Below are 20,369 nucleotides of genomic sequence, written 5' to 3' on the forward strand. Positions count from 1 at the left end.
GTTCCCTCTCCGCCCGCAGGGAGTGGGGATTGCGCCTGCGCCGGGACCGTGGAGGATGGACCCATGCCCCGCCCCAGGACCCACGAGGAACCCGAGTGCGGCTGGCCCCTCGGCTGGGGCGCCAGCCTGCGGGAGTTCCGCACGTTCCTGGCGGTGGAGCGGGGGCTGTCGCCGCACACCGCCTCCGGCTACCTCTCGGACCTGAATCACCTGGCCGTCTGGGCCTGCGGCCGGGAGCTTCCCGCCACGGAGCTCTCGCGCGACCACCTCACCGCCTTCCTCGTGGCCCAGCAGTCCGAGGGCAAGGCCCCCCGCAGCCTCGCCCGGCTGAGCTCGAGCCTGCGCGCCTTTCTGTCCTTCCTGCGGATGGAGGGTGGCGAGGGCGCGGGACCCGAGGCCGTGGTGAAGCCTCCGCGTCCGCCCCGCATCCTGCCCCGCACGCTGGGGGAGAGCCAGGTCGAGGCCCTGCTCGCCGCCCCGGATACCTCCACGCCCCTGGGCGTGCGGGACCGGGCTTGGCTGGAGCTGCTCTACGCATCGGGCTTGCGCGTCTCCGAGCTGGCCGAGCTCCCCGCCCTGTCCGTGTTCCTGGACGAGGGCTTCCTCAAGGTCATGGGCAAGGGGCGCAAGGAGCGGCTCATCCCCTTCGGCGCCGGCGCCGAACGGTGGATCCGCGCCTGGCTGGCCCTGCGGCCCGGCTTCAGACCCAAAGGCGGGGAGCTCTTCGTGGGCCAGCGGGGCGAGGGCCTCACCCGCCAGCACCTCTGGCGCCTGCTGAAGGGCTATGCGCGCGGCGCCGGCCTGCGGCCCGAGACCGTGAGCCCCCATGTGCTCCGCCACGCCTTCGCCACCCACCTCCTCGACCACGGCGCCGACCTCCGCGCCGTCCAGGCCATGCTCGGCCACGCCGACATCAGCACGACGCAGATCTACACCCACGTCCACCAGGCCCGCCTCCGCGCCCTCTACGACCAGATGCATCCCCGCAGCCACGCCGACCGCTGACCGCTGACCGCTGACCGCCGAGAGCTGACAGCTGACAGCTGACAGCTGACAGCCGATCAGCCATGATGGGCCAGGAGCCGCAGACCCATGGCCGTGACCAAGACCCCTCGCAAGAAGCCCACCGCCGCCGCCGTCGAGGTGGAGAAACCGGCCCCCAAGGCCAAGGCCGCCCCGGCGAAGAAGGCCGCAGCCGCCAAGAAGGCCGAGACCCCGGCCGCCCCGAAGAAGGCGAAGGCCCCTGCCAAGACCAAGGTCGCGGCACCCGCGGAACCGGTGCCGGCGCCCGTCGCGCCCGAGCCGGCCGCCGCCGCTCCTGAAGTGAAGAAGGCCGCCGCCAAAAAGACCGCGTCCCCGTCCGCCCTGCCTCCCCTCGTGGAGGCCCTGCTCGCCGCCATCCGCGAAGGCCGGGCCGTGGAGTTCATCTTCGCCGATGCCGATGCCAACGCCCCGCGCACCTTCGAACCCCGGCAGCTGACCTTCGACGCCCTGGCCCAGGCCTGGTTCGTGTGGGGCTGGGATCGCCGCTACAACGCCGAGCGCCACCACCGGGTGGACCTGCTCGCCGAGGTGAACGACGTGGAGGGCGTGGGCCGCGCCGCCCAGGGCCCCTACGCCGAGGGCACCCCCGCCAACCAGATCGGCGGCTGGCTGGGCGGCGACCCCATCGCCGTGAAGGCCACCCTGCTCAAGCAGTGGGTCTTCGCCGTGAAGCAGGCCCCCCCGGCCTTCCCGCACTTCAAGCTCGAGGAGCAGGGCGACGGTCAGGCCCTCGTGACCTTCACCGCCACGGACCTCCGCGCCATCGCCCGCTGGGCCATGCAGTTCGGCGACGGCATCCAGGTGCTGGAGCCCGCGCGCCTGGTGGACCGCGTCAAGCAGGTGGGCGCCGTGTGGGCGGGCCGGGAGCGTCAGGCCGGCGCACCGGCACCCAAGCCCGCCTCCCGGCCCGAGCCCAGGCCCGAGCCCGAACCGCGGCGCCAGGAGCCCCGGCACCACGCCGAGGCGAAGCCCGAGGCCCGGCCCGAGCCGAAGCACAGGGACCGCGAGCGGGAGGAGTCCCCCAAGGGCAAGGCCGGCAAGGTGGAGATCATCCACTTCGACCGGCTCTGAGGCCCGCTCAGGGCTGGGGATTCTCCAGCTTCCAGCCCCGCTTGCCAGGCCAGAAGCCGTAGGCCTGCCCGAGCACGTTGAAGGACACGCCCCGCAGGCGGCTGTCCGCGAGCACCCGCACCAGGATGTAGTTGAGGGGGATCACGGGCTTGTCCCGCCAGATGATCTCGGAGAGCTTCAGGTAGATCTTGCGGCGCGAGACCCGGTCCAGCGTGTAGCGGCCCTCCTCGAAGAGCCGATCCACCTCCGGGTTCAGGTAGCTGCTCACGTTCGCCTTGGTGCGGTAGCCCTCGCTCGTGAAGAGCGGAGCATCCACGTCGGGATCAAGGGAGGTGGTCCATCCGTAGGACCAGATGTCCCCGTCGTGCTGCATGGACTTCTCCGTGAGGGCCTCGAAGGGGAGCCGCCGGACTTCGATGCGGATCCCCACCTTGGCCGCCTCCTCCGACAGCAGCTGGGCCGTGCTGCGGCGGATGGAGGTGGCCTGCTCGTAGGCCACCAGGGAGAGCGGGCGGCCGCTGCCGTCATGCCGGATTCCATCGGGGCCCAGGTGCCATCCGGCGGCCTCCAGGATCGCCACGGCCCGCCCGGGCTGAGGCAGGGGCCTGGGGGTGCCATCGTGGGCCCAGTTCTCCGGAGGCCAGAAGGCCGAAGCCAACCGGGCCGGGAAGAACCGCCGCGCCCGGGCCAGCTCCTGCCAGGGCACCAGCTCCGCCAGGGCCTGGCGCAGGGCCACGTCGCCCAGAAGGCTCAGCTTGGGATCGCAGTTGAGGAAGAAGGCTCCGAAGGCCGCCTGGGGCACGGAGTAGGCCTGGAGGCGCCCGGCGCCCTGGGCCCCCTTCCTGACCAGGTAGTGCGGCAGGGCCCGGACCAGGGCGTAGTGGTACTGGCGGTCCAGCAGGGCCTGGACCAGGTTCTTCTCGTCGGTGGAATCCTTGAACTCGAAGGCCGGCCAGGTGCCGGGGTGCGCGCCCCGATAGCCGGGCCAGAGCTCCAGCTTCAGATGGGTGGTGGTGGCCTTGCCGACCACCCGGTAGGGTCCCGAGCCCACAGGCTGGAAGTTCACGGCCGCCGCCTGGGGCTTGGCCCCCGGCTGGTAGTGGCGCCGGGGCACGGGGATGAAGTTGTAGAGGTCCGAGAGCAGCGTCCCCCGGGGCCGCGAAAGGCGGATCCGCACCCGGAGGGGCCCCTCGGCCACCAGGCTGTCCAGGGAGGCCACCCCCCCGGCCGTGTCCGCGATGGCCCTGACCTGGGGCAGGCGGAGGGCCTTCCAGGTGAAGACGAGATCCTCCGCCTCGATGGGGGTCCCGTCCTGCCAGGTCATGCCCGGCCGAAGTTCCAGGAGGACCTCGCGCCCCCCCTTGAGGACCGTCCAGCTCTGGAGGAGCCCCGGGATGAAGGTGCCTTCGGCGTCCAGGGTCACCAGGCGGTCGAAGACCAGGTCCACGGCCTCCCCGTCCGTATCCCGGCTCATGAGGAGCGGGTTCAGCGTGGTCCACCCGTCCACGGCCACACGAATGGGCTCGACGGCGCCCAAGCCCCCGAGGAGGCAGACCGAAAGGAGGAGGGATCGCCAAGGCATCGTGCCCCCTCCATCGGCCGGATCGGGGAGGGACTGAAATCTATCCCTTCGAGGCGGTTTCCACCAACTCCACCAGCGCCTCGGCCATGCGCTGGCCGGCCCGGGGCGGGTTCTCCACCACGGTCCCCACCAGCTTCTGCGTGCCTCCGGGCTGGGTGGCGAACAGGTAGAAGGTCGGAACGCGCACCACGGGCTGGGGGGCACAGCCCTTGGGCCACTGGGCCTCCGCCAGGGCCTTGTCCCGGTAGACGCCCAGGTAGTGGACCTCGATGAAGGGGTTGGGGTCCGCCTCCAGGCCCAGCAGGTCCGGCAGCTGGTACTGGCTGTCACCGCACCAGGAGCCGAAGACCGCCACCAGCGTGAAGGGCTGCCGCACGGCCTTCCACCGGGCCTTCAGATCCGCCGGCAGTGGCGCATTGGCCAGGGTGTCCCTGAAGACGGCCCGATGGGCCAGGATCTCCGCGGCCGTCGCCGGCCCCAGCAGCAGGGGCTGGTGATCCCGGGCGTCGCAGGGCAGCCCTCCGGGCGTGCTGGCCGGGATGGGCGGCGGCACGGCGGGCGGCTCTGCCTGCAATCCGAGGGTTCCAAGGGCCAGGAGGACAGCTTTCATGGGGATCTCCGGGCTCCAGTCTAGCCCTGCGATAAACTTGACTCAATCACTCAGGAATACTAGCCTGGAAGCTGGAGAAGGTTTCGTGAAGATCTCGGCCCGAGGCAGGTACAGCATGCAGGCCCTGTTCGACCTGGCCCACCACAGCCATGGCCAGCCGGTGCCCCTGCATGTCATCGCCGAGCGCCAGAAGCTCTCCCTGCCCTTCCTGGAGCAGATCTTCAACAAGCTCAAGAAGGCCGGTGTCGTCGCCAGCGTGCGCGGCCCCAAGGGCGGCTACATCCTCACCCGGCCCTGCAACCAGGTGAGCGTGGGCGAGATCCTGCGTCTCACGGACAGCAGCTTCTACGCCGTGGCCAAGGAGGATCCCCGCTCCGCCAACCAGGCGCTCATGGCCGACGAGCGCATGAGCCTCATGCTCTGGAACCGGCTCTCCGACCACATTTCCGCCTTCATGGAGAAGGTGACCTTCGCGGACCTCTGCTCCGAGACCTCCAGCAACACCTGTCCCGACTGCACCTGCCCCGAGTATGTGAAGGATGTGCAGGGCCAGATGACCCGCGGCGAGCGCAAAGCCTGCGGAGTGATGTAGGACCGTGAGCAATCCCTGCGCCCTTCCCAGCCTGGCCCTGCCGCCCACCGAGGCCGAGCTCAAGACCCTGCCCCGCCTGGAGCGGAAGCTCGCCCGGCGCGTGGGCGAGACGAACGCCGCCTACAAGCTCATCGAGGATGGCGACCGCATCCTGGTGGCCGTGAGCGGCGGCAAGGACTCCTGGGCCCTGCTGGACATCCTTGAGCGGCTGCGGAAGCGCGCCCCCGTGACCTTCCAGGTGGAGGCCGTCACCGTGGATCCGGGCTTCCCCCAGTTCAACCCCGATCCCATCGCCGAGACCTGCGAACGCCTGGGCGTGCCACACCACATCATCCCGGCCCCCATCGACAAGATGGTGCGCAGCAAGCCCGAGGAGCTGCCCTGCATCATCTGCTCCCGGCTGCGGCGTGGCGTGCTCTACTCCTTCGCCAAGCAGCGCGGCTTCTCCAAGATCGCCCTGGGCCACCACCTGGACGACCTGCTGGAGACCCTGCTCATCAACCTGTTCTTCGAAGGCCGTCTCAGCACCATGCCCCTCCGCTTGGTGAGCGACGACGGCGCCAACACGGTGATCCGCCCCCTGGGCACCTGCGAGGAGAAGGACCTGCAACGCTACGCCTGGCTGCGGGGCTTCCCCATCGTGCCCTGCGGCTGCCCCCTCTGCGGCTGCTCCAGCCTGGAGAGCCGCCGCAAGCAGGCGAAGGAGCTTATCGCCTCCATGGAAACGAGCATCCCCCGTCTCAAGGCCTCCATGCTCGGCGCCATGGGCAACGTGAAGCTCAGTCACCTGCTGGACCTGAAGCTCGGGGCCTTGGAGGCCAAGGGCGTGGACGAGGCTGTGGAGCGGCTGGGGTAGCGATCCCAGGTTCCATGGACTAAGGACTCCACGAAGGACACGAAGAAAGGCACCAAGGACACGAATGGAACCCTTCGTGCTCTTGATTTGCCTTCGTGTCCTTCGTGGAGTCCTTTTGCCCTTCAGTCCAGGCTCAGCCACAGCCCCTTGAGGTAGAACCCCTCGGGATGGTTCAGGGCGTAGGGATGATCGCTGGGCTGACCGAGGTGGGCCAGCACCCTCGCTTCGCGGCCGGCTTCGAGCAGGGCCGTCCACACGGCCTCCTGGAACCGCGTACGGTCCAGGTGCTGGCTGCAGGAGAAGACCCAGAGCAGGCCGCCGGGCGCCGTGGCGCGGGCCCCGAGGCGGAAGACGTCCTTGTAGGCCTTGAAGGCCTTGTCCACGTCCTTGCGCTGCTTGGCGAAGGCCGGGGGATCCACGATGACGCGGTCCCAACCCATGGGTTCCAGCTGGCGCATGAGCTCAAAGGCGTCGCCCTCCATGCGGAGGTGGGCCTCAGGGTCCAGGCCGTTGGCGGCCCAGTCGCGCTCCGCCTGGTCCAGCGCCGGGGCACTGATGTCCAGCGTGGCCACCTGGGAGGCGCCGCCCAGGCCCGCATGGATGCTGAAGCCGCCGGTGTAGCCGAAGGCATTGAGCACGCGGCAACCTTCGGCGTGGGCGCCGACCTGCAGCCGGTGCACCCGCTGGTCCAGGAAGAAGCCTGTCTTCTGGCCGCGAAGCAGATCCACGCTCAGCTTCGCGGCACCTTCATGCACCGTCACAGACCCACCGAGGCTGCCCTTGAGCAGCCGGTTCACGGGATCAAGCCCCTCCTCCTTCCTGCCGGACTGGCTGCGCTCCACGAAGGCGGTGAGGCCCTCGCGCTTGCCGATCTCGAAGAGGATGGGCCACCAGAGATCGCGCAGGGCCTCCAGGCCCGCGGTCCCCACCTGCAGCACGAGGGCCTGGGCGTAGCGGTCCACCACCAGGCCCGGCAGGCCGTCGCCCTCGCCGAAGATCCAGCGGCAGCCGCCCTGGGGGTCCCAGAGCCCCAGGGTCTTCCGCAGGGCCAGGGCCGATTCGAAGCGCGAGCGGAAGAAGGCCTCGTCCAGGGGCGCGTCCTCGAAGCGGAAGATCCGCGCCGCCAGGGGGTTCGCGGTGCTGGCCGTACCCACGCCCAGCACCTGGCCGGAATCATCCGCGAGGCGCACCAGGGTGGCTTCCGAGGGCCTCGCCAGCGCCCCGGAGAACACCCACGGGTGGCGCTTGGAAATCAATCCCTCCTTGCCGGGCTTGAGGCGGAGCAGCGGATAAGGCCAGCGGGACGTATTCATGGCTTCAGATTAGCTTGATAGGCTGGAGGGATGCGCCTCCACGCCCTCCTCGCCCTCGCCTTTATCCTGCTCCCCCTCAGGGCCGAAGCCCCGGGACCCGCGGCAGGCCCCGTCCTCATCATCAGCGAGGATGGACTGGGCGCCGACCAGTTCCGCCCGGACACCATGCCGAACCTCTGGGCCATGGCCAGGCAGGGACGCCGCGCCGCGGTGCTCCCGCCCTTCCCCGCCACCACCTTCAATGGGCACGTCACCCTGGCCACGGGCTGCTGGCCCGAGCACCACGGCGTGGTGGCCAACGGCTACCTCCGTCCCGAGGACAAGCTGCGCGTCCCCGCGGCCAACCGGGTGGAGGACATCCTCCGGGAGCCGCTGTGGGTGGCCGCCACGAGGAGCGGCGTGCGCACCGCCGTCTTCCACTGGGTGGGCGCCTCCGGCCCCTGGGAGGGTGTGGCGCCCTGGCGCATGCAGGCCTTCCGGCCGGGGATTCCCGATGCCGAGGGACTGGCTTTCAGCGAACGGGCCCTGGCCGAAGGCGCGCAGCTCGTCATGGCCTACCTCTCCGGCAGCGACGAGGAGGGCCACCTCAAGGGCCCCCGCAGCCCAGAGACCCTGGCCAAGCTGCGGACCCTCGACGCCGAGCTGGCCCCCTGGCTCACGCGCATGCAGGCCGCCCATCCGGGCCTGCGCATCATCCTCACGGCGGACCACGGCATGGTCCCCATGAAGCGGCGCGTGCACCTGCCGAGCGTCCTCGACGGCATTCCCGTGGACCTCATCACCCACGGCGGCAGCGCCTACGTCTACCTCAAGCAGCCCGGCGACCGGGCCCGCGTCCTCGCCCGCCTGCACAGGGCCGGGCTCAAGGCCTGGGCCCGGGAGCAGGTGCCCAGCCGCTACCACCTGGGCGGCAGCCCCCGGGTGGGCGATGTCGTCGTCCTGGCCCCCCTGGGCACCTGGCTCTCCCAGGCCCGCAGCAGCCGCGAGGACGAGTCCGAGCGCCACGGTCGTGCCGGCGCCCACGCATACACGCCGGAATCCGCCCCCATGAAGTCGTGGCTCGTGGTGCTCGGCGCCGGCCAGGGCCCCCTGGCGGACGTCCCCGCCTGGGACATCGCTCCCACCGCGGCCGCCTGGCTGGGCATCCGCTGGGCGCAGGCCCCGGACGGGAAGCCCGTGGCGGCGCTGCTCCCCCGCTGATCAGCGGATGAGCGCCAGCAGCACCTGCGCCAGGACGATCTTGAGGATGGTGGCCAGGGGATAGACCGTGGCGAACCCCACATTGGGCAGCTCGTTGCCCGTGTGGTGGTTGGCGTAGCCCAGGACCACGGGCTGGGTGTGGGTGCCGGCCACGATGCCGAACATCACGTTGAGGGGGATGCCGAAGCCCTTGTGCCCGATGAGCATGGTCAGCGAGTCCGCCACGAGGCAGACGAGGAAGGCCGCGCCCAGGAACAGGGGCAGGACTCCCGCGTTGCCCGACACGATGGCGCGGAATCCTTCTCCGGAGATCACGCCGATGCCCGCCGCGAAGAGCACCAGCCCGAACTGGCGGATGGTGTGGTTGGCGCTGTAGGGGAAGTTCCAGACCAACGGCCCGATGCGGTGGAAGCGGCCGAGGATCAGCGCCACGGCCAGGGGACCGCCGGCGAAGCCCAGCTTGAAGACGATGCCGTGGCCGAGCGGGATGGGCAGCTGGCCCAGGGAGAGGCCCGCCGCCAGGCCCATGGCGAAGGTGAGGAAGCTCACCTCGCTGAGGGCGCGATAGCTGTCCCCGAAGAAGGCCTCGATGGCCTCGATGTTGTCCCGGCGTGTGGTGACGCGCACCCGGTCGCCCAGCTCCAGCACGGTGTCGCCGGCCGGCACGAACCAGAGATCCCCGCGCCGCACGCGGGTGATGATGGCTTGGTGCTTGTTCACCAGGTCCAGCTTGCCGAGGGGCACGCCCACCACGTCCCAGTTCGAGACGAAGACCCGCGTGGCATCCAGCGCGCTCTGGTCGCGGTCCAGCTCCACGTGGCTGCGCTCCCCGATGAGGGCCGCCACCTGGACGAGGTCGTCCGGCGATCCCACCACCGTCACCAGGTCGTCCAGCTTCAGCCTGAAGTCCGGCCCCGGCAGGAGCAGCTCGGCCTTGCGCAACACCCGCCCGAATACCACCTGGAACCGGCCGGCGGCGCGGATCTCCCGCTTTGTCAGGGATTCCGCCTCGGGTTTCGTCACCCTCAGAGTCCAGACCTCCAGCCGGTGGTGGCCCGTCTGGTAGTCCTTGAGGCCGTCCGCCTCCTCCCGCAGGTTCACGCGGAAGAGCTTCGGGCTCACGAGGATGACGAGCATGGGCACCAGCACGCCGATGGGGTAGGCGATGGCGGAGGCCACCGTGGGCTGGGCCAGCTCCAGGGGCCCGGCACCCAGGGACTTCACGCGCTCGATGACACCCGCCAGGGCCGGCATGTTGGTGAAGCTGCCCGTGAGCAGGCCCGCGGCGTAACGGGCGTTGAACCCCATCAGGTGGGCCAGGAGCACCACGAAGCCCGTGGAGGCCACCATCACCAGGACGACCACGGCGTTCTTCTTCATGCCCTCGCGGCTGAAGGCCGCCCAGAAGCTGTGGGAGATGGAAAGCCCCATGGCGTAGACGAAGACGGCCAGGCCCAGCTCGTAGACGAGCTTCATCTCCCGGGAGATGTCCTTCTTGAGACCGGGATCCAGGCCGGGCGCCATCACCAGCGCACCCAGGGCGATGCCCGCGAAGAGGATGCTGGCGATGCCGAAGGAGGCCCCGGCGATCCGGATCTTGCTGATGGGGTAGCCCAGCGCCACCACGGCGAACAGCATCAGGAGCGGGTTGTGCGCGAAGAAGAAGAGGGTCTGCTCGATCATGCCCGCCCCGCTCAGGATCACCTGGGGATCATGTCAACCGCCGGATGGCCGCCGCCAGGGCCTCCACCTCGCCGGGCCGCGCGTCCGGGAGCAGCGAAAACCGGAGCACCGAGCGCGCGTCGTCCGAACTATACCCCAAGGTCATGATTGCGTAACTGGGCTTCACCGCCCCGCTGTGGCAGGCGCTGCCGGTGCTGACGGCGAAGCCGGCCAGGTCCAGGGCGGCGTGCAGGGCCTCGCCGTTGCGGCCCCGGAACAGGAGGCAGCTGGTATTGGGCAGGCGTGGCTGGCCGGCGCCGATGACCTCGATGCCCCGGTTCCAAGAGGTGATTTCCGTCTCGAAGGCATCGCGGATCGGCGCCAGGGCCCCATTCATCGCTTGACGCTCCGTCAAGTGGCGCACGGCGGCCGCCAGGCCCAGGATGGCCGGCAGGTCCTCGGTCCCGCCGCGGCGGCGGCGCTCCTGCGGGCCTTCCATGAGGGCCTCCCAGGGCAGGCCCGGTCGCATCCACAGCAGGGCCGCGCCCCGGGGGCCGCCCATCTTGTGGCCGCTGAACACGGCCGCGTCGCAGTCCGACAGGTCCACGGCCACCTTGCCCCAGGCCTGGCAGCAGTCTTTGATGCGGACCGCGTCCAGCACCGGGGGCATCCCGTAGAGGATCCCCGTCTCGTTGTTGGCGGCCATCTGCACCACCGTGGCGCAGTCCGCCGGGACCTCCGGCAGCCAGCTCACGCGGGGCCAATCCCGCAGGGGATTCAGGCAGGCGCTGTGCTCCCCCGGGAACACCGCGGCGGGCCGGTCCCCCAGGGCTCCGTGGAGCCCCCGGATGAGCAGGTGCAGGGCCTCCGTGGCACTGGCGCAGAACACCAACTCCCCCGGCGCCACCCCCAGGGAGGCCGCAATCTCGCGGCGGGCCTCCTCCAGGCGGAACCGCGCCCGCTGCCCTTCCCGGTGGGTGCTGGTGGGGTTGGCCCAGTCTTCCGCCATGGCCCGCCGCACCGCCTCCACCGCATCCGGGTGGGGCGGCGTGGTGGCGTTGGCGTCGAAGTAGAGGCGCGGCATCTCTCCAATGTACTCTGGGGCATGCCCAAATCCCTGGAAGGCAAGCTCGTCGTCGCCATCTCCTCCCGGGCCCTCTTCGACTTCGAGGAGGAGAACCGGGTCTTCGAGGAATCGGATGACCGGGCCTACATGGAACTCCAGCTCTCACGACTGGATGTGCCCGCCCAGCCCGGCGTGGCCTACCCGCTGGTGAAGAAGCTGCTGGCCTTCAACACCGGAAACGAGGGCCGGGTGGCCGTGGTGATCCTCTCCCGCAACGACCCCGTGAGCGGCCTGCGGGTGTTCCGTAGCGCCCAGGAGGCCAACCTCAAGCTGGAACAGGGCGTCTTCACCCGGGGCCGGAACCCCTATCCCTACCTCACCTCCCTGGGGGCGAACCTGTTCCTGTCCGCCAAAGAGGAGGACGTCCGCGCCGCCCTGAACGCAGGCTTCGCCGCAGCGAGGGTCTACCCGGACAGCGCCGTGGCTGCGGACCGCCACCCTGACGAGATCCGCATCGCCTTCGATGGTGATGCCGTGCTGTTCAGCGACGAGGCCGAGCGGATCTACGCCGAGGGGGGCCTGGCGGCCTTCCAGGCCCATGAGATCGAGCGGGCGGCGGTCCCCCTGCCCCCCGGTCCCTTCAAGCCCCTCCTCGAGGCGCTGAGACCCCTGCAGGACATGGCCGAGGGTGCCCCCATGCGCATCCGCACCGCGCTTGTGACCGCCCGCAGCGCCCCCGCCCACGAGCGCGCCATCCGCACGCTCATGGCCTGGAACATCCAGGTGGACGAGGCCATGTTCCTGGGCGGTCTGGAGAAGGCCGACTTCCTGCGCGAGTTCGAGCCCGACTTCTTCTTCGATGACCAGACGGGATACTGCGATACCGCCGCGAAGGTGGGACCGACGGGCCATGTGGTGAGTGGCGTGAAGAACGAAGAGAGGGCTTCGAGATAGCGCCTCGCTGGGCTCGGAACGCTGCGCGTTCCGAGCAGGGGGAAAGGATCCCCTTTAACAAGTCGTCAACCATACTCCAAAGGCGAGCCGCGTGCGGACCGCCTTTGGAGCCGCCAGGCTGCGCCACGGCTACACTCGAAACCTACGGAGGATCCATGTCCCGCAGGCTGGTGGAGTGCGTGCCGAACATCTCGGAGGGCCGGGATGCCGCGAAGATCAGGCAGGTGACGGACGCCATCGCGGCGGTGCCGGGCGTGCGGATCCTGGATGTGGACCCGGGGGCGGACACGAACCGCACGGTTATCACCTTCGTGGGCGAGCCAGAGGCTGTGCTGGAAGGCGCCTTCACCTGCATCCGGGAAGCCGCCAAGGTCATCGACATGCGCCAGCACAAGGGCGCCCACCCCCGCATGGGCGCCACGGACGTGACGCCCTTCGTGCCCGTGGAGGACGTCACCATGGAGGACTGCGCCGAGCTGGCCCGCCGCCTGGGCCAGCGCGTGGCGGCCGAGCTGGCCATCCCGGTCTACCTCTACGAATCCGCCGCCTCGCGGCCCGAGCGCCGGAATTTGGCGGAGGTGCGCCGGGGCGAGTACGAGGGTCTGGAGAAGAAGCTGCGGGATCCCCAGTGGCAGCCCGATTTCGCCGCCCCCTACAACGCCCAGGCCGGGGCCGCCATCATCGGCGCCCGGGAGTTCCTGGTGGCCTACAACGTGACGCTGAACAGCGCCGACAAGGCCCACGCCACGGACATCGCCTTCGAGTTGCGCGAGAAGGGCCGCGTGGCCCGGCGCGGCCGCGTGAAGCCCTACTACCAGGCCGGCGAGCTGATCTACTACGCCGAGGGCAGCTTCCCCTGCGGCAACTGCGACTTCACCGGGAGCACCTTCCAGGAGACTGTGGACCACTGCGCCTCGGCCCATGGCTACGACCTGCCGGCCCTCATGCGCCTGAACGACGTGGACCCTGCGAGCCCCGTGGGCGAGAAGGTCCGCCGCCGGGGCCTCTACGACCACTGCAAGGCCATCGGCTGGTACGTGGACACCTACCGCCGCGCCCAGATCAGCATCAACCTCACGGACTACAAGCAGACGGCGCCCCACACGGTGCTGGAGGCCGCCCGCGGCCTCGCCGCCGAGCGGGGCCTGGTGGTCACGGGCAGCGAGATCGTGGGCCTGGTGCCCTTCCAGTGTCTGCTGGCCTCGGGCCGCCACTACCTGAAGGCCATGGGCAAGTCCACGGGCGTGCCCACCCCCGACATCCTCCAGACCGCCGTGTTCTCCATGGGCCTGGGCGATGTCGCCCCCTTCGAGGTCGAGAAGAAGGTGCTGGGCCTGCCCACCTACGATCCCAAGTCCCTCGTCGCCATGCCGGTCCACGCCTTCACGGACGAGGTCAGCCGCGACACGCCGGCCCCCGGCGGCGGCTCCATCGCGGCCCTGGCGGGCAGCCTGGGCGCGGCCCTGGCGAGCATGGTGGCGAACCTGGCCCAGGGCGGGCCGGACGCCGGGAAGGACGCCAAGCTCGTCGCCCTGGCGGAGAAGGCCCAGGCACTAAAGGACCGCCTCATGGTGGCCGTGGACGCCGACACCAACGCCTTCAACGCCTTCATGGACGCCCGCCGCCTGCCGGACGCCACCCCCGAGCAGAAGGCCGCCCGGCACGAGGCCATGCAGGCCGGCCTCAAGGTGGCCATCGACGTGCCCCTGGACACGGCGAAGACCAGCTTCGCGGCCCTGGAGCTGGCCGGCGAGGCCGCCCAACTGGGCAAGGTGGCCTCCATCACCGATGCGGCCGTGGGTGCCCAGATGGCCTATGCCGGGGTGCGCGGCGGCATCTGGAACGTCGTGATCAACCTCAAGGACATCACGGATGCCGCCTACGTCACCAACATGCAGGCCCAGTGCTCCAGCCTGCTGGCGCAGGCTGGAGAACGGCTGAGCGAGATCACGACCTTCGTGGATCAGAAGCTCATCGATCGGCTGAAGAAGAAGTAGGCGGTGGCTGTCAGCTATCGGCTATCAGCTCTCAGCTATCAGCTCTCAGTGACTGACAGCTGATAGCTCTACTCCGCCATCCAGAAGAACAGCGCCGTCATCCGCTTGGTGGCGAGATCGTGGCCGAAGTAGCCGGTGGCGGAGTGCACCAGGTCCGCCCGGTAGAGCAGCAGGCGGTTGAAGACGTTGGGCACGGCGACATCGGGATGCCAGGCCTGGAGGGGCAGTCCGGTCACGCCCAGGGCCTCCCGCAGGTTGGCGTGGGGCGGCGGGCACAGGTTCCCGCCCAGGGTGCCGTTGGGGGAGCGGAGACGGTAGAACGTGGTGCCCGCGGCGGCCGGGGCTCGGGGCGTCAGGTAGATCACGGCCGCATAGCGGCACAGCCGCCGCGAGTCCGTGTGGGGCCGGGGACCGGACTCCCGGGCCCCCACCACCTGCACCACGTTGTGGTTGAGGTAGGCGCCGTCCGGGGCGGTCTCGCACCACAGCCGCTTCGCGCCGGTGAGCTCCCGCACTTTCGCTTCGAGGGGCTCCAGTTCCTCGGGCCTCAGGGCACCCCGCGAGCGCATGCCCGGCCAGGTCTCCCCGGTGTGCGGGAAGCCCAGCTCCCAGGCCTCCAGGGCGCAGAACCGCGCCACCAGGGCCGTGGGATCCGGGAGGATGCCGTCCACGATCCAGTAGTCGCGCCCTTCGGTGGGCTTCCGGTAGGGAAGGGATGGGGGCCGCGAGGGGCCGGATGGAGGAGGTGTGCGCACGGCGGCTCCGGGCCTCCAGCCTACCCCCGGCCACGAAAAAGGGGGCCTTTCGGGCCCCCCACTCCCCCCCCCCCGGGGAGAGTTCTCGTGGATTCACGCGGCCAAGCACATGGAACGCGCGACCGATAGACACTTCTCGACCCTAGAGTGCCCCAACTTGAGGAGTGGTGTCAGAAAAAAACGTCTTGATTAAGACAAGATTTGATCCTTGTCACGGCAGCCATCCCCGGCAAGGAATGCCAGGGACATAATGGGTGATCCAGAGGAGCCGCCGACCACATGGGACTCAACCAGGGCTTTGTCCACCGGGAGCAGGTCGGAGCGGAAGGGTCCGGGGTGCCTCTGGTGGCCCATCTGGCCGATCGGCACCCCCTGGCAGGCCCGGAGCTGTGGCGGAAGCGGATCCAGGAGGGACTGGTGCAGCTCGAAGGGGTCCCCGCCCTTCCGGAGGCGGTCCTGCGGGCCGGCCAGTGGATCACCTGGGCGCGCCCGCCGTGGGTCGAGCCCGAGGTCCCCCTGGCCACGGCCGTGTTCTACGAGGACGAGGATCTGCTGGCCGTGGCCAAGCCCAGCGGGCTGCCCACCCTGCCCGCCGGCGGCGCGTTCCTGGACCACACCTTATTGGCTCTGGTGCGCCGGCGGGCGCCGGAGGCCACACCCATGCACCGGCTGGGCCGCGCCACCTCGGGTCTGGTGCTCTTCGCCCGCACGGCCGCCGCCCGGGGCCCGCTCCAGGAGCAGTTCCGGGCGCGGCAGGTCCGCAAGGTCTACCTCACCCTCTGCACCGGCTCGCCGGAGCAGGACGCCTTCGACATCGCCACCCCCATCGGCGAGGTGCCCTACGCCCCCCTGGGCCTCCTCCATGCGGCCTCACCCGGGGGGCGCTCCTCCCTCAGCCACGCCCGGGTGCTGGAGCGGCGCGAGGGGTGCGCGCTCATGGAGGTGGAGATCGCCACAGGCCGCCCCCACCAGATCCGCATCCACCTGGCCTCGGCGGGGCATCCCCTGGTGGGTGATCCCCTCTACGGCCCCGGTGGCGTCCCCCTGCCGGAGACGCGCGCCGTCCCCGGCGACCCGGGCTACCTGCTGCACGCCCACCGGCTGGAGTTTGCGCATCCTCGAACGGGGACCTGGCTCGCCCTCGCCTGCCCCCCGCCGCCGCCCCTCCGCTCTCAGCGCCCGGGGTGGTAGGTGCGCCTGGCGTGCGCCTCCACGGCCTCCCGGTAGAACCAGACCTCCTTGAACTGGCCCTTGGCGTAGCGCTCGGCCTGGTCGGCGAAGTGCGGCGAGGCCGGATCGCCGCTCTCCCCGCCGGCCAGGAGGCTCTTGGCCTGGATCCTGGGACCGAACGCCACCACCGCCACGAAGCTGTTGCCCCGGTTGCCGTAGATCCGCCTGGTGCCCGTGGCGGTCGCGGGGCCGAAGGCCGCCAGGGAGCCCCAGGTGGACGAGGCGAAGGGCACTGGGAGGCTTGGCTTGGCATCGTCGTAGGCCAGGTCGATGGCGCCGCTCAGCCGCTGGAAGCGGTTGATCTCGCCCCAGGGTGTCTTCCAGGTTCCGAAGTCCTTCTGCAGCTTCTCCAGGGCCCGGATGAGGGACTGGAGGCGCTCCACGGGCGCCGTGTCCCTGGCCATGAAGTCGTAGACGGGCACACCCTTGGCCCGGGCCGGCGCCGCGCAGCGCGCCATCAGATCCTGCCCCCAGGCGATCGCCAGGGAGGTGGGGACCGAGTCCAGCCCGCTGCGCAGGTCCCAGGCCCGCAGCAGCGCCACGGGCTCCGCCAGCCGGGCCCGGAGCGGATCCTCCTCCGGTGTGGCGTCGTAGGCCTGGAAGAGCGCCGGCAGCAGGTCCGCGAAGGCGGTGAGCTCAGGGTCGTAGGCCGCCGCGATGAGGCCGTCGAGGGTGACGCCCGTGCGGCCCTGGAGTACCTTCACCGCGTGGAGGCCCCGGGGATTCTCCGGCTGGCTCCACATGTAGGCCGGATAGTCCGACTGTCGCGGGCTGTCAGGTCCCGCCGCCGAGAAAGGCCAGTTGTTGGTGTTCTGGATCCAGCCGTGCTTCGGGTTCACCACCTGGATGGCCTCGCGCACCGGGTGGAGTCCCTGCCAGTCCGTGGCGGGGTTGCTGCCGTCCACGGGCTTCGTGAAGTCGAAGCGCGGGTCCCGCCGCGGCACGAAGTTCCCGTAGAAGAGGGCGATGTTCCCGTCCGCGTCGGCGTACACGGTGTTGTTGGAGGAGTTGGTGCGGAGGTCCAGCACCTTCACGAACTCAGCGTAGGTGCGGGCTTTGGTGCGCCGGTAGGACTGCATGAGGGCATGGACGGGATCCTGCATCAGCCGGAGGCTCACCCACCGGCCATCAGCCTCGCGGACCACGGGGCCGCGATGGCTGTAGTAGGCCGTGACAGTGGCCTCCTTCATCTGCAATCCGTCCCGGTACTTGAGCGTGATCCGCTTCGTGCGGAAGGGACGCAGCGTATCGCCGTAGCGGTAATAGGCCCGGCCTCCCTTCCGCACCACGGTCTCCAGCCACTCGTCGATGACGTCGGCGCCGCCGGAGGTGTGCATCCAGCCCATGCGTTCGTTGAAGCCCTGGTAGACGAAGAACTGGCCCCAGGTGACGGCCCCGTAGGCGTTGAGCCCCTCGCCGCTCACGGCGTGGACCTCGGGGCGGAAGTAGAACGAGGTGTGGGGGTTGATCAACAGCAGGGCGTGGCCCGAGGCCGTGACGGACGGGGCCAGGGCGAAGCCGTTGGAGCCCGACGGCTCGCTGGAGGGATCCGGCAGGGCCTCCGGCGGCATGTGGGTGTCCGCCTGGCGGCCGTAGAAGCGGGCCAGGGGCGTAAGGCGGATGGACTCGATGTCCCCGCCGATGCTGCCTTCGGTGAAGCTGAGGGCCATCCACGGCTCGAAGCGCGTCAGGAGCCGCGGCCTGACGGACGGGTGCTCGTGGAGGTAGAAGTTGAGCCCGTCGGCCCAGGCCACCATCAGCGCCTTCAGCCAGGCCGGGCTGGCGGCGAACTTCGCCTTCAGGTCCGCCGGATCAATGAAGAGCCGCATCCGCAGATCCCGGGCCAGCTCGCGCGGGCCCTCCACCTCGGCCAGTCGGCCCAAGGCGTTGAGGTAGTTGGTCTCCACCCGCGGGAAGTCGTCCTCGGCCTGGGCGTAGATCAGCCCGAACACCGTGTCCGCGTCCGTCTTCCCGTAGACGTGGGGGATGCCCCAGGTGTCCCGGATGATCGTCACGCGCGCGGCCCGCTGGCGCCACCGTGCCAGGTCGCCGGACGGCGTCCGGGCGGCGAGGGCCGGCAGGCAGGTGAGGGCCAGGACGAGGAGGAGACGCCGCATGGGGGATCCGATCAGCAGGGGAACCCACCCATGGTCCCCCCGCGCCGGTTCCGGATCAATCCGGTGCCCGGCGTGTTGCGCTCGTCAACCTAGGCGTGCACGCCCGGCGCCTCGCGGCCGGTGCGCTCCACGTACTCGGCGTAGGTGCCCGGGAACAACAGGGGCCCCGCGTGCTCTTCTCCGCCCAGTTCCAGCACGCGGTTGGCCAGGCCCCGGAGGAAGGTGCGGTCATGGGAGACGAAGAGCATGGTGCCCTCGAAGTCCTTCAGGGCCTCGATGAGCATCTCCTTGGTGGCCAGATCCAGGTGGTTGGTGGGCTCGTCCAGCACCAGGAAGTTGGGCGGATCGAAGAGCATGCGGGCCATCACCAGCCGCGACTTCTCGCCGCCGGAGAGGGCGCGGATCCGCTTGTCCACATCGTCCCCTGAGAACTGGAAGGCCCCCAGGAGGTTGCGCAGCACGCCCAAGCCCTCCAGCGGGAAGTCCTTCTGCAACTGCTCCAGCACGGTCAGGTCGGGATCCAACAGGTCCAGGGCCTGCTGGGAGAAGTAGCCCAGCTTGAGGCTCGCGCCCAACTTCACAGTGCCGGCGTCCGGCGCCAGGGCCCCCGCCACCATCTTCAGCAGCGTGGACTTGCCGGCGCCGTTCTTGCCCATGACGCACCAGCGCTCGCCGCGGCGGATGTGCAAGGCGAACTGGTCGTAGAGCTTCTTGGAACCATAAGCCTTGCCGACGCCCTCCAGCATGGCCACGTCATCGCCGGAGCGGCCGGGGATGCGGAAGTCCCACTTCACGACGCGGCGCCGCTTGGGCGGCTCCACGCGCTCGATCTTGTCCAGGGCCTTGATGCGGCTCTGCACCTGGGCTGCCTTGGCGGCGTGGGCGCTGAACCGCTCGATGAAGCGCTGCTCCTTGGCCAGCTTGGCCTGCTGCCGGGCGTAGGCGGCCTCCTGGTTGGCCTCGCGGGCCTCCCGCTCCTTGGCGTAGAAGTCGTAGTTGCCGGAATACGTGACGATGTCGCCACCGTCGATCTCCAGCACCTTGGTGACCACGCGGTTCATGAAGTCCCGGTCGTGGCTGGTCATGAGGAGCGTGGCCGGCACGGACTTGAGGAAGCCCTCCAGCCAGAGGATGGACTCGATGTCCAGGTGGTTGGTGGGCTCGTCCATGAGCAGCACATCGAAGTTGCCCAGCAGCACCTTGGCCATGGACACGCGCATCTTCCAGCCGCCGGAAAGCGCGCCCACGTCGCCGTCGATCTGCGCATCCTCGAAGCCCAGGCCGTAGAGGCAGGCCCGGGCCCGGGCCTCCAGCTCATAGCCACCCAGGTGCTGGTACTCCTCCTGGACGTGGCCGAAGCGCTCCAGCACGGCCTCGAAGTCCGGCGTGTCCGGGTCGGACATGGCCTTCTCCAGGTCCATCAGCTCGTGGTGCAGGTCCCCCAGGCGCCCGCTGCCGGCGATGGCCTCGTCCAGCACGGGCCGGCCGGACATCTCGTCCACCTCCTGCCGGAAGTAGCCGAGGGTGAGCTTCTTCGGGAGGGTGACGACGCCGTCGTCCGGCGCCTCCTCACCCATGATCATGCGGAAGAGCGTGGACTTCCCCGCCCCGTTGGGGCCGACGAGGCCGACCTTCTCGCCGGGATTCAGCTGGAAGTCCGCCTCGATGAACAGGACCTGCTTGCCGTACTGCTTGCTGACGCTGGAGAACGAGATCATGGGGCTCCGGATCGTGGAACAGGGCTGCCGGAGGCCTTGGGAAGACCTGCCAGGAACAGCGGCCCAGGTCCCTGACGGTGGACCCCTGGCCACGAGCTTCCAGGGTACCACAGGGCCCCGGCAGGCCTAGGCGGGCCCCTTGATGACGCCCTCCAGCCCCAGGAGCTTCCGGGCCACACCGAGCTGGCCAAGGTGGTAGGCCTCGTGCTGGAGGAAGGTGCCCACGATCTCCTCGAGCGGAGCGGGCGCATTCAGGAAAGGGTGGGGACGCAGCGCGCGCCAGTCCGGCACGGCCTCGAAGGCCGCGGCCAGGGCCGCCTGGGTCGCGTCGACGGCCGCCACGAGCTCCGCGAGCTCGCCCCGCTTCGAAGTGGCCACCGGGTCCGGGGCATGGAAGACCTCCTTCAGCATCCAGCGCCGGGTGTCCACCACGTGGCTCAGGATCCAGGCGATGCTGTTGACGCCCGGCGCAGGCGCTCGGTCGGCCATCTCCTGGCTGATGCCCTGGAGGTTGAGCGCCATGAGGGGCGCACGGTTGATCTGGAAGAGGGTGGTCCAGGGCTGGGTCATGGCGGACTCCGTGCAGGGGCCTGGGAGGCCCG

At 70.0% G+C, this 20,369-nt stretch carries 17 protein-coding genes; 8 read left to right on the top strand and 9 right to left on the bottom strand.

From position 1 onward, the window contains the following. Positions 1-63: 63 nt before the first annotated feature. Positions 64-1,005 carry a site-specific tyrosine recombinase XerD gene (locus G398_RS18425; RefSeq protein ID WP_052571941.1) on the top strand — a complete coding sequence of 314 codons (942 nt, stop codon included), beginning with the start codon at positions 64-66 and terminating at the stop codon, positions 1,003-1,005. 87 nt (positions 1,006-1,092) lie between these two features. Further along, positions 1,093-2,115 (top strand): helix-turn-helix transcriptional regulator, encoded by a 1,023-nt coding sequence (locus tag G398_RS19905; RefSeq protein ID WP_052571942.1) that lies wholly within the window; start codon positions 1,093-1,095, stop codon positions 2,113-2,115. A 7-nt stretch (positions 2,116-2,122) separates the two neighbouring features. Here G398_RS19905 and G398_RS0113075 read toward each other — a convergent pair whose 3' ends face one another. Together G398_RS0113075 and G398_RS20495 are read right to left on the bottom strand one after the other, a co-directional pair. Then, the gene (locus tag G398_RS0113075; RefSeq protein ID WP_026853924.1) at positions 2,123-3,697 is read right to left on the bottom strand and encodes an ABC transporter substrate-binding protein; all 1,575 of its coding nucleotides are present in this window, start codon (positions 3,695-3,697) and stop codon (positions 2,123-2,125) included. Positions 3,698-3,737: 40 nt separating this feature from the next. Further along, positions 3,738-4,307 (bottom strand): thioredoxin domain-containing protein, encoded by a 570-nt coding sequence (locus G398_RS20495; RefSeq protein ID WP_026853925.1) that lies wholly within the window; start codon positions 4,305-4,307, stop codon positions 3,738-3,740. An 85-nt stretch (positions 4,308-4,392) separates the two neighbouring features. On the opposite strand from G398_RS20495, the gene G398_RS18435 reads away from it, so the two are divergent. Both G398_RS18435 and ttcA read left to right on the top strand, forming a co-directional pair. Further along, positions 4,393-4,899 (top strand): Rrf2 family transcriptional regulator, encoded by a 507-nt coding sequence (locus G398_RS18435; RefSeq protein ID WP_052571943.1) that lies wholly within the window; start codon positions 4,393-4,395, stop codon positions 4,897-4,899. A 4-nt stretch (positions 4,900-4,903) separates the two neighbouring features. Then, positions 4,904-5,755 (top strand): tRNA 2-thiocytidine(32) synthetase TtcA, encoded by an 852-nt coding sequence (gene ttcA / locus G398_RS0113090; RefSeq protein WP_052571944.1) that lies wholly within the window; start codon positions 4,904-4,906, stop codon positions 5,753-5,755. Between the two features lie 122 nt (positions 5,756-5,877). On the opposite strand, the gene G398_RS0113095 is transcribed toward ttcA, so the two are convergent. Continuing rightward, the gene (locus G398_RS0113095) at positions 5,878-7,068 is read right to left on the bottom strand and encodes a class I SAM-dependent rRNA methyltransferase (protein WP_026853927.1); all 1,191 of its coding nucleotides are present in this window, start codon (positions 7,066-7,068) and stop codon (positions 5,878-5,880) included. 30 nt (positions 7,069-7,098) lie between these two features. Here G398_RS0113095 and G398_RS0113100 point away from each other — a divergent pair, with 30 nt between their 5' ends. Then, positions 7,099-8,268, top strand: a complete 1,170-nt coding sequence (locus G398_RS0113100) for an alkaline phosphatase family protein (protein ID WP_026853928.1) — start codon at positions 7,099-7,101, stop codon at positions 8,266-8,268. On the opposite strand, the gene G398_RS0113105 is transcribed toward G398_RS0113100, so the two are convergent. Continuing rightward, positions 8,269-9,951 (bottom strand): aspartate:alanine exchanger family transporter, encoded by a 1,683-nt coding sequence (locus G398_RS0113105; protein WP_026853929.1) that lies wholly within the window; start codon positions 9,949-9,951, stop codon positions 8,269-8,271. Between the two features lie 28 nt (positions 9,952-9,979). Further along, entirely contained in the window at positions 9,980-11,014 is a 1,035-nt protein-coding gene (locus G398_RS18440) for a cysteine desulfurase family protein (RefSeq protein ID WP_052571947.1), read from the bottom strand. A 21-nt stretch (positions 11,015-11,035) separates the two neighbouring features. On the opposite strand from G398_RS18440, the gene G398_RS0113115 reads away from it, so the two are divergent. Both G398_RS0113115 and ftcD read left to right on the top strand, forming a co-directional pair. After that, on the top strand, positions 11,036-11,950 hold the full coding sequence (locus G398_RS0113115; protein WP_026853930.1) for a 5'-nucleotidase: 915 nt from the start codon (positions 11,036-11,038) through the stop codon (positions 11,948-11,950). 155 nt (positions 11,951-12,105) lie between these two features. Beyond that, the gene (gene ftcD, locus G398_RS0113120; RefSeq protein WP_026853931.1) at positions 12,106-13,947 is read left to right on the top strand and encodes a glutamate formimidoyltransferase; all 1,842 of its coding nucleotides are present in this window, start codon (positions 12,106-12,108) and stop codon (positions 13,945-13,947) included. A gap of 68 nt (positions 13,948-14,015) precedes the next feature. Here the strand turns inward: ftcD and G398_RS0113125 are convergent, their stop codons facing one another. Then, positions 14,016-14,702 (bottom strand): DUF6445 family protein, encoded by a 687-nt coding sequence (locus G398_RS0113125; protein WP_026853932.1) that lies wholly within the window; start codon positions 14,700-14,702, stop codon positions 14,016-14,018. A 279-nt stretch (positions 14,703-14,981) separates the two neighbouring features. Here G398_RS0113125 and G398_RS0113130 point away from each other — a divergent pair, with 279 nt between their 5' ends. Beyond that, complete coding sequence (locus G398_RS0113130) at positions 14,982-15,893, top strand: RluA family pseudouridine synthase (RefSeq protein WP_026853933.1); 912 nt, start codon at positions 14,982-14,984, stop codon at positions 15,891-15,893. Here G398_RS0113130 and G398_RS0113135 read toward each other — a convergent pair. The 3 genes from G398_RS0113135 to G398_RS19910 form a co-directional block, all read right to left on the bottom strand. After that, positions 15,875-18,049 (bottom strand): penicillin acylase family protein, encoded by a 2,175-nt coding sequence (locus G398_RS0113135; RefSeq protein ID WP_026853934.1) that lies wholly within the window; start codon positions 18,047-18,049, stop codon positions 15,875-15,877. The genes G398_RS0113130 and G398_RS0113135 overlap by 19 nt on opposite strands. An 89-nt stretch (positions 18,050-18,138) precedes the next feature. Beyond that, positions 18,139-19,767, bottom strand: a complete 1,629-nt coding sequence (locus tag G398_RS0113140) for an ABC-F family ATP-binding cassette domain-containing protein (RefSeq protein WP_026853935.1) — start codon at positions 19,765-19,767, stop codon at positions 18,139-18,141. Between the two features lie 126 nt (positions 19,768-19,893). Beyond that, positions 19,894-20,337, bottom strand: coding sequence for a DinB family protein (locus G398_RS19910; RefSeq protein ID WP_052571948.1), 444 nt, complete (start codon positions 20,335-20,337; stop codon positions 19,894-19,896). Positions 20,338-20,369 lie beyond the last annotated feature (32 nt).

Source organism: Geothrix fermentans DSM 14018 (genome assembly GCF_000428885.1).
Lineage (GTDB): Bacteria > Acidobacteriota > Holophagae > Holophagales > Holophagaceae > Geothrix > Geothrix fermentans.

Excerpts from the sequence above, each read along its gene's own strand:
- G398_RS0113115 (WP_026853930.1), top strand. The coding sequence starts at position 11,036 with ATGCCCAAATCCCTGGAAGGCAAGCTCGTCGTCGCCATCTCCTCCCGG.
- G398_RS0113075 (WP_026853924.1), bottom strand. The coding sequence starts at position 3,697 with ATGCCTTGGCGATCCCTCCTCCTTTCGGTCTGCCTCCTCGGGGGCTTG.
- G398_RS0113140 (WP_026853935.1), bottom strand. The coding sequence starts at position 19,767 with ATGATCTCGTTCTCCAGCGTCAGCAAGCAGTACGGCAAGCAGGTCCTG.
- G398_RS18425 (WP_052571941.1), top strand. The coding sequence starts at position 64 with ATGCCCCGCCCCAGGACCCACGAGGAACCCGAGTGCGGCTGGCCCCTC.
- G398_RS20495 (WP_026853925.1), bottom strand. The coding sequence starts at position 4,307 with ATGAAAGCTGTCCTCCTGGCCCTTGGAACCCTCGGATTGCAGGCAGAG.
- ftcD (WP_026853931.1), top strand. The coding sequence starts at position 12,106 with ATGTCCCGCAGGCTGGTGGAGTGCGTGCCGAACATCTCGGAGGGCCGG.
- G398_RS18440 (WP_052571947.1), bottom strand. The coding sequence starts at position 11,014 with ATGCCGCGCCTCTACTTCGACGCCAACGCCACCACGCCGCCCCACCCG.
- G398_RS0113130 (WP_026853933.1), top strand. The coding sequence starts at position 14,982 with ATGGGACTCAACCAGGGCTTTGTCCACCGGGAGCAGGTCGGAGCGGAA.
- G398_RS19910 (WP_052571948.1), bottom strand. The coding sequence starts at position 20,337 with ATGACCCAGCCCTGGACCACCCTCTTCCAGATCAACCGTGCGCCCCTC.
- G398_RS0113100 (WP_026853928.1), top strand. The coding sequence starts at position 7,099 with ATGCGCCTCCACGCCCTCCTCGCCCTCGCCTTTATCCTGCTCCCCCTC.
- G398_RS19905 (WP_052571942.1), top strand. The coding sequence starts at position 1,093 with ATGGCCGTGACCAAGACCCCTCGCAAGAAGCCCACCGCCGCCGCCGTC.
- G398_RS0113135 (WP_026853934.1), bottom strand. The coding sequence starts at position 18,049 with ATGCGGCGTCTCCTCCTCGTCCTGGCCCTCACCTGCCTGCCGGCCCTC.
- G398_RS0113095 (WP_026853927.1), bottom strand. The coding sequence starts at position 7,068 with ATGAATACGTCCCGCTGGCCTTATCCGCTGCTCCGCCTCAAGCCCGGC.
- G398_RS0113105 (WP_026853929.1), bottom strand. The coding sequence starts at position 9,951 with ATGATCGAGCAGACCCTCTTCTTCTTCGCGCACAACCCGCTCCTGATG.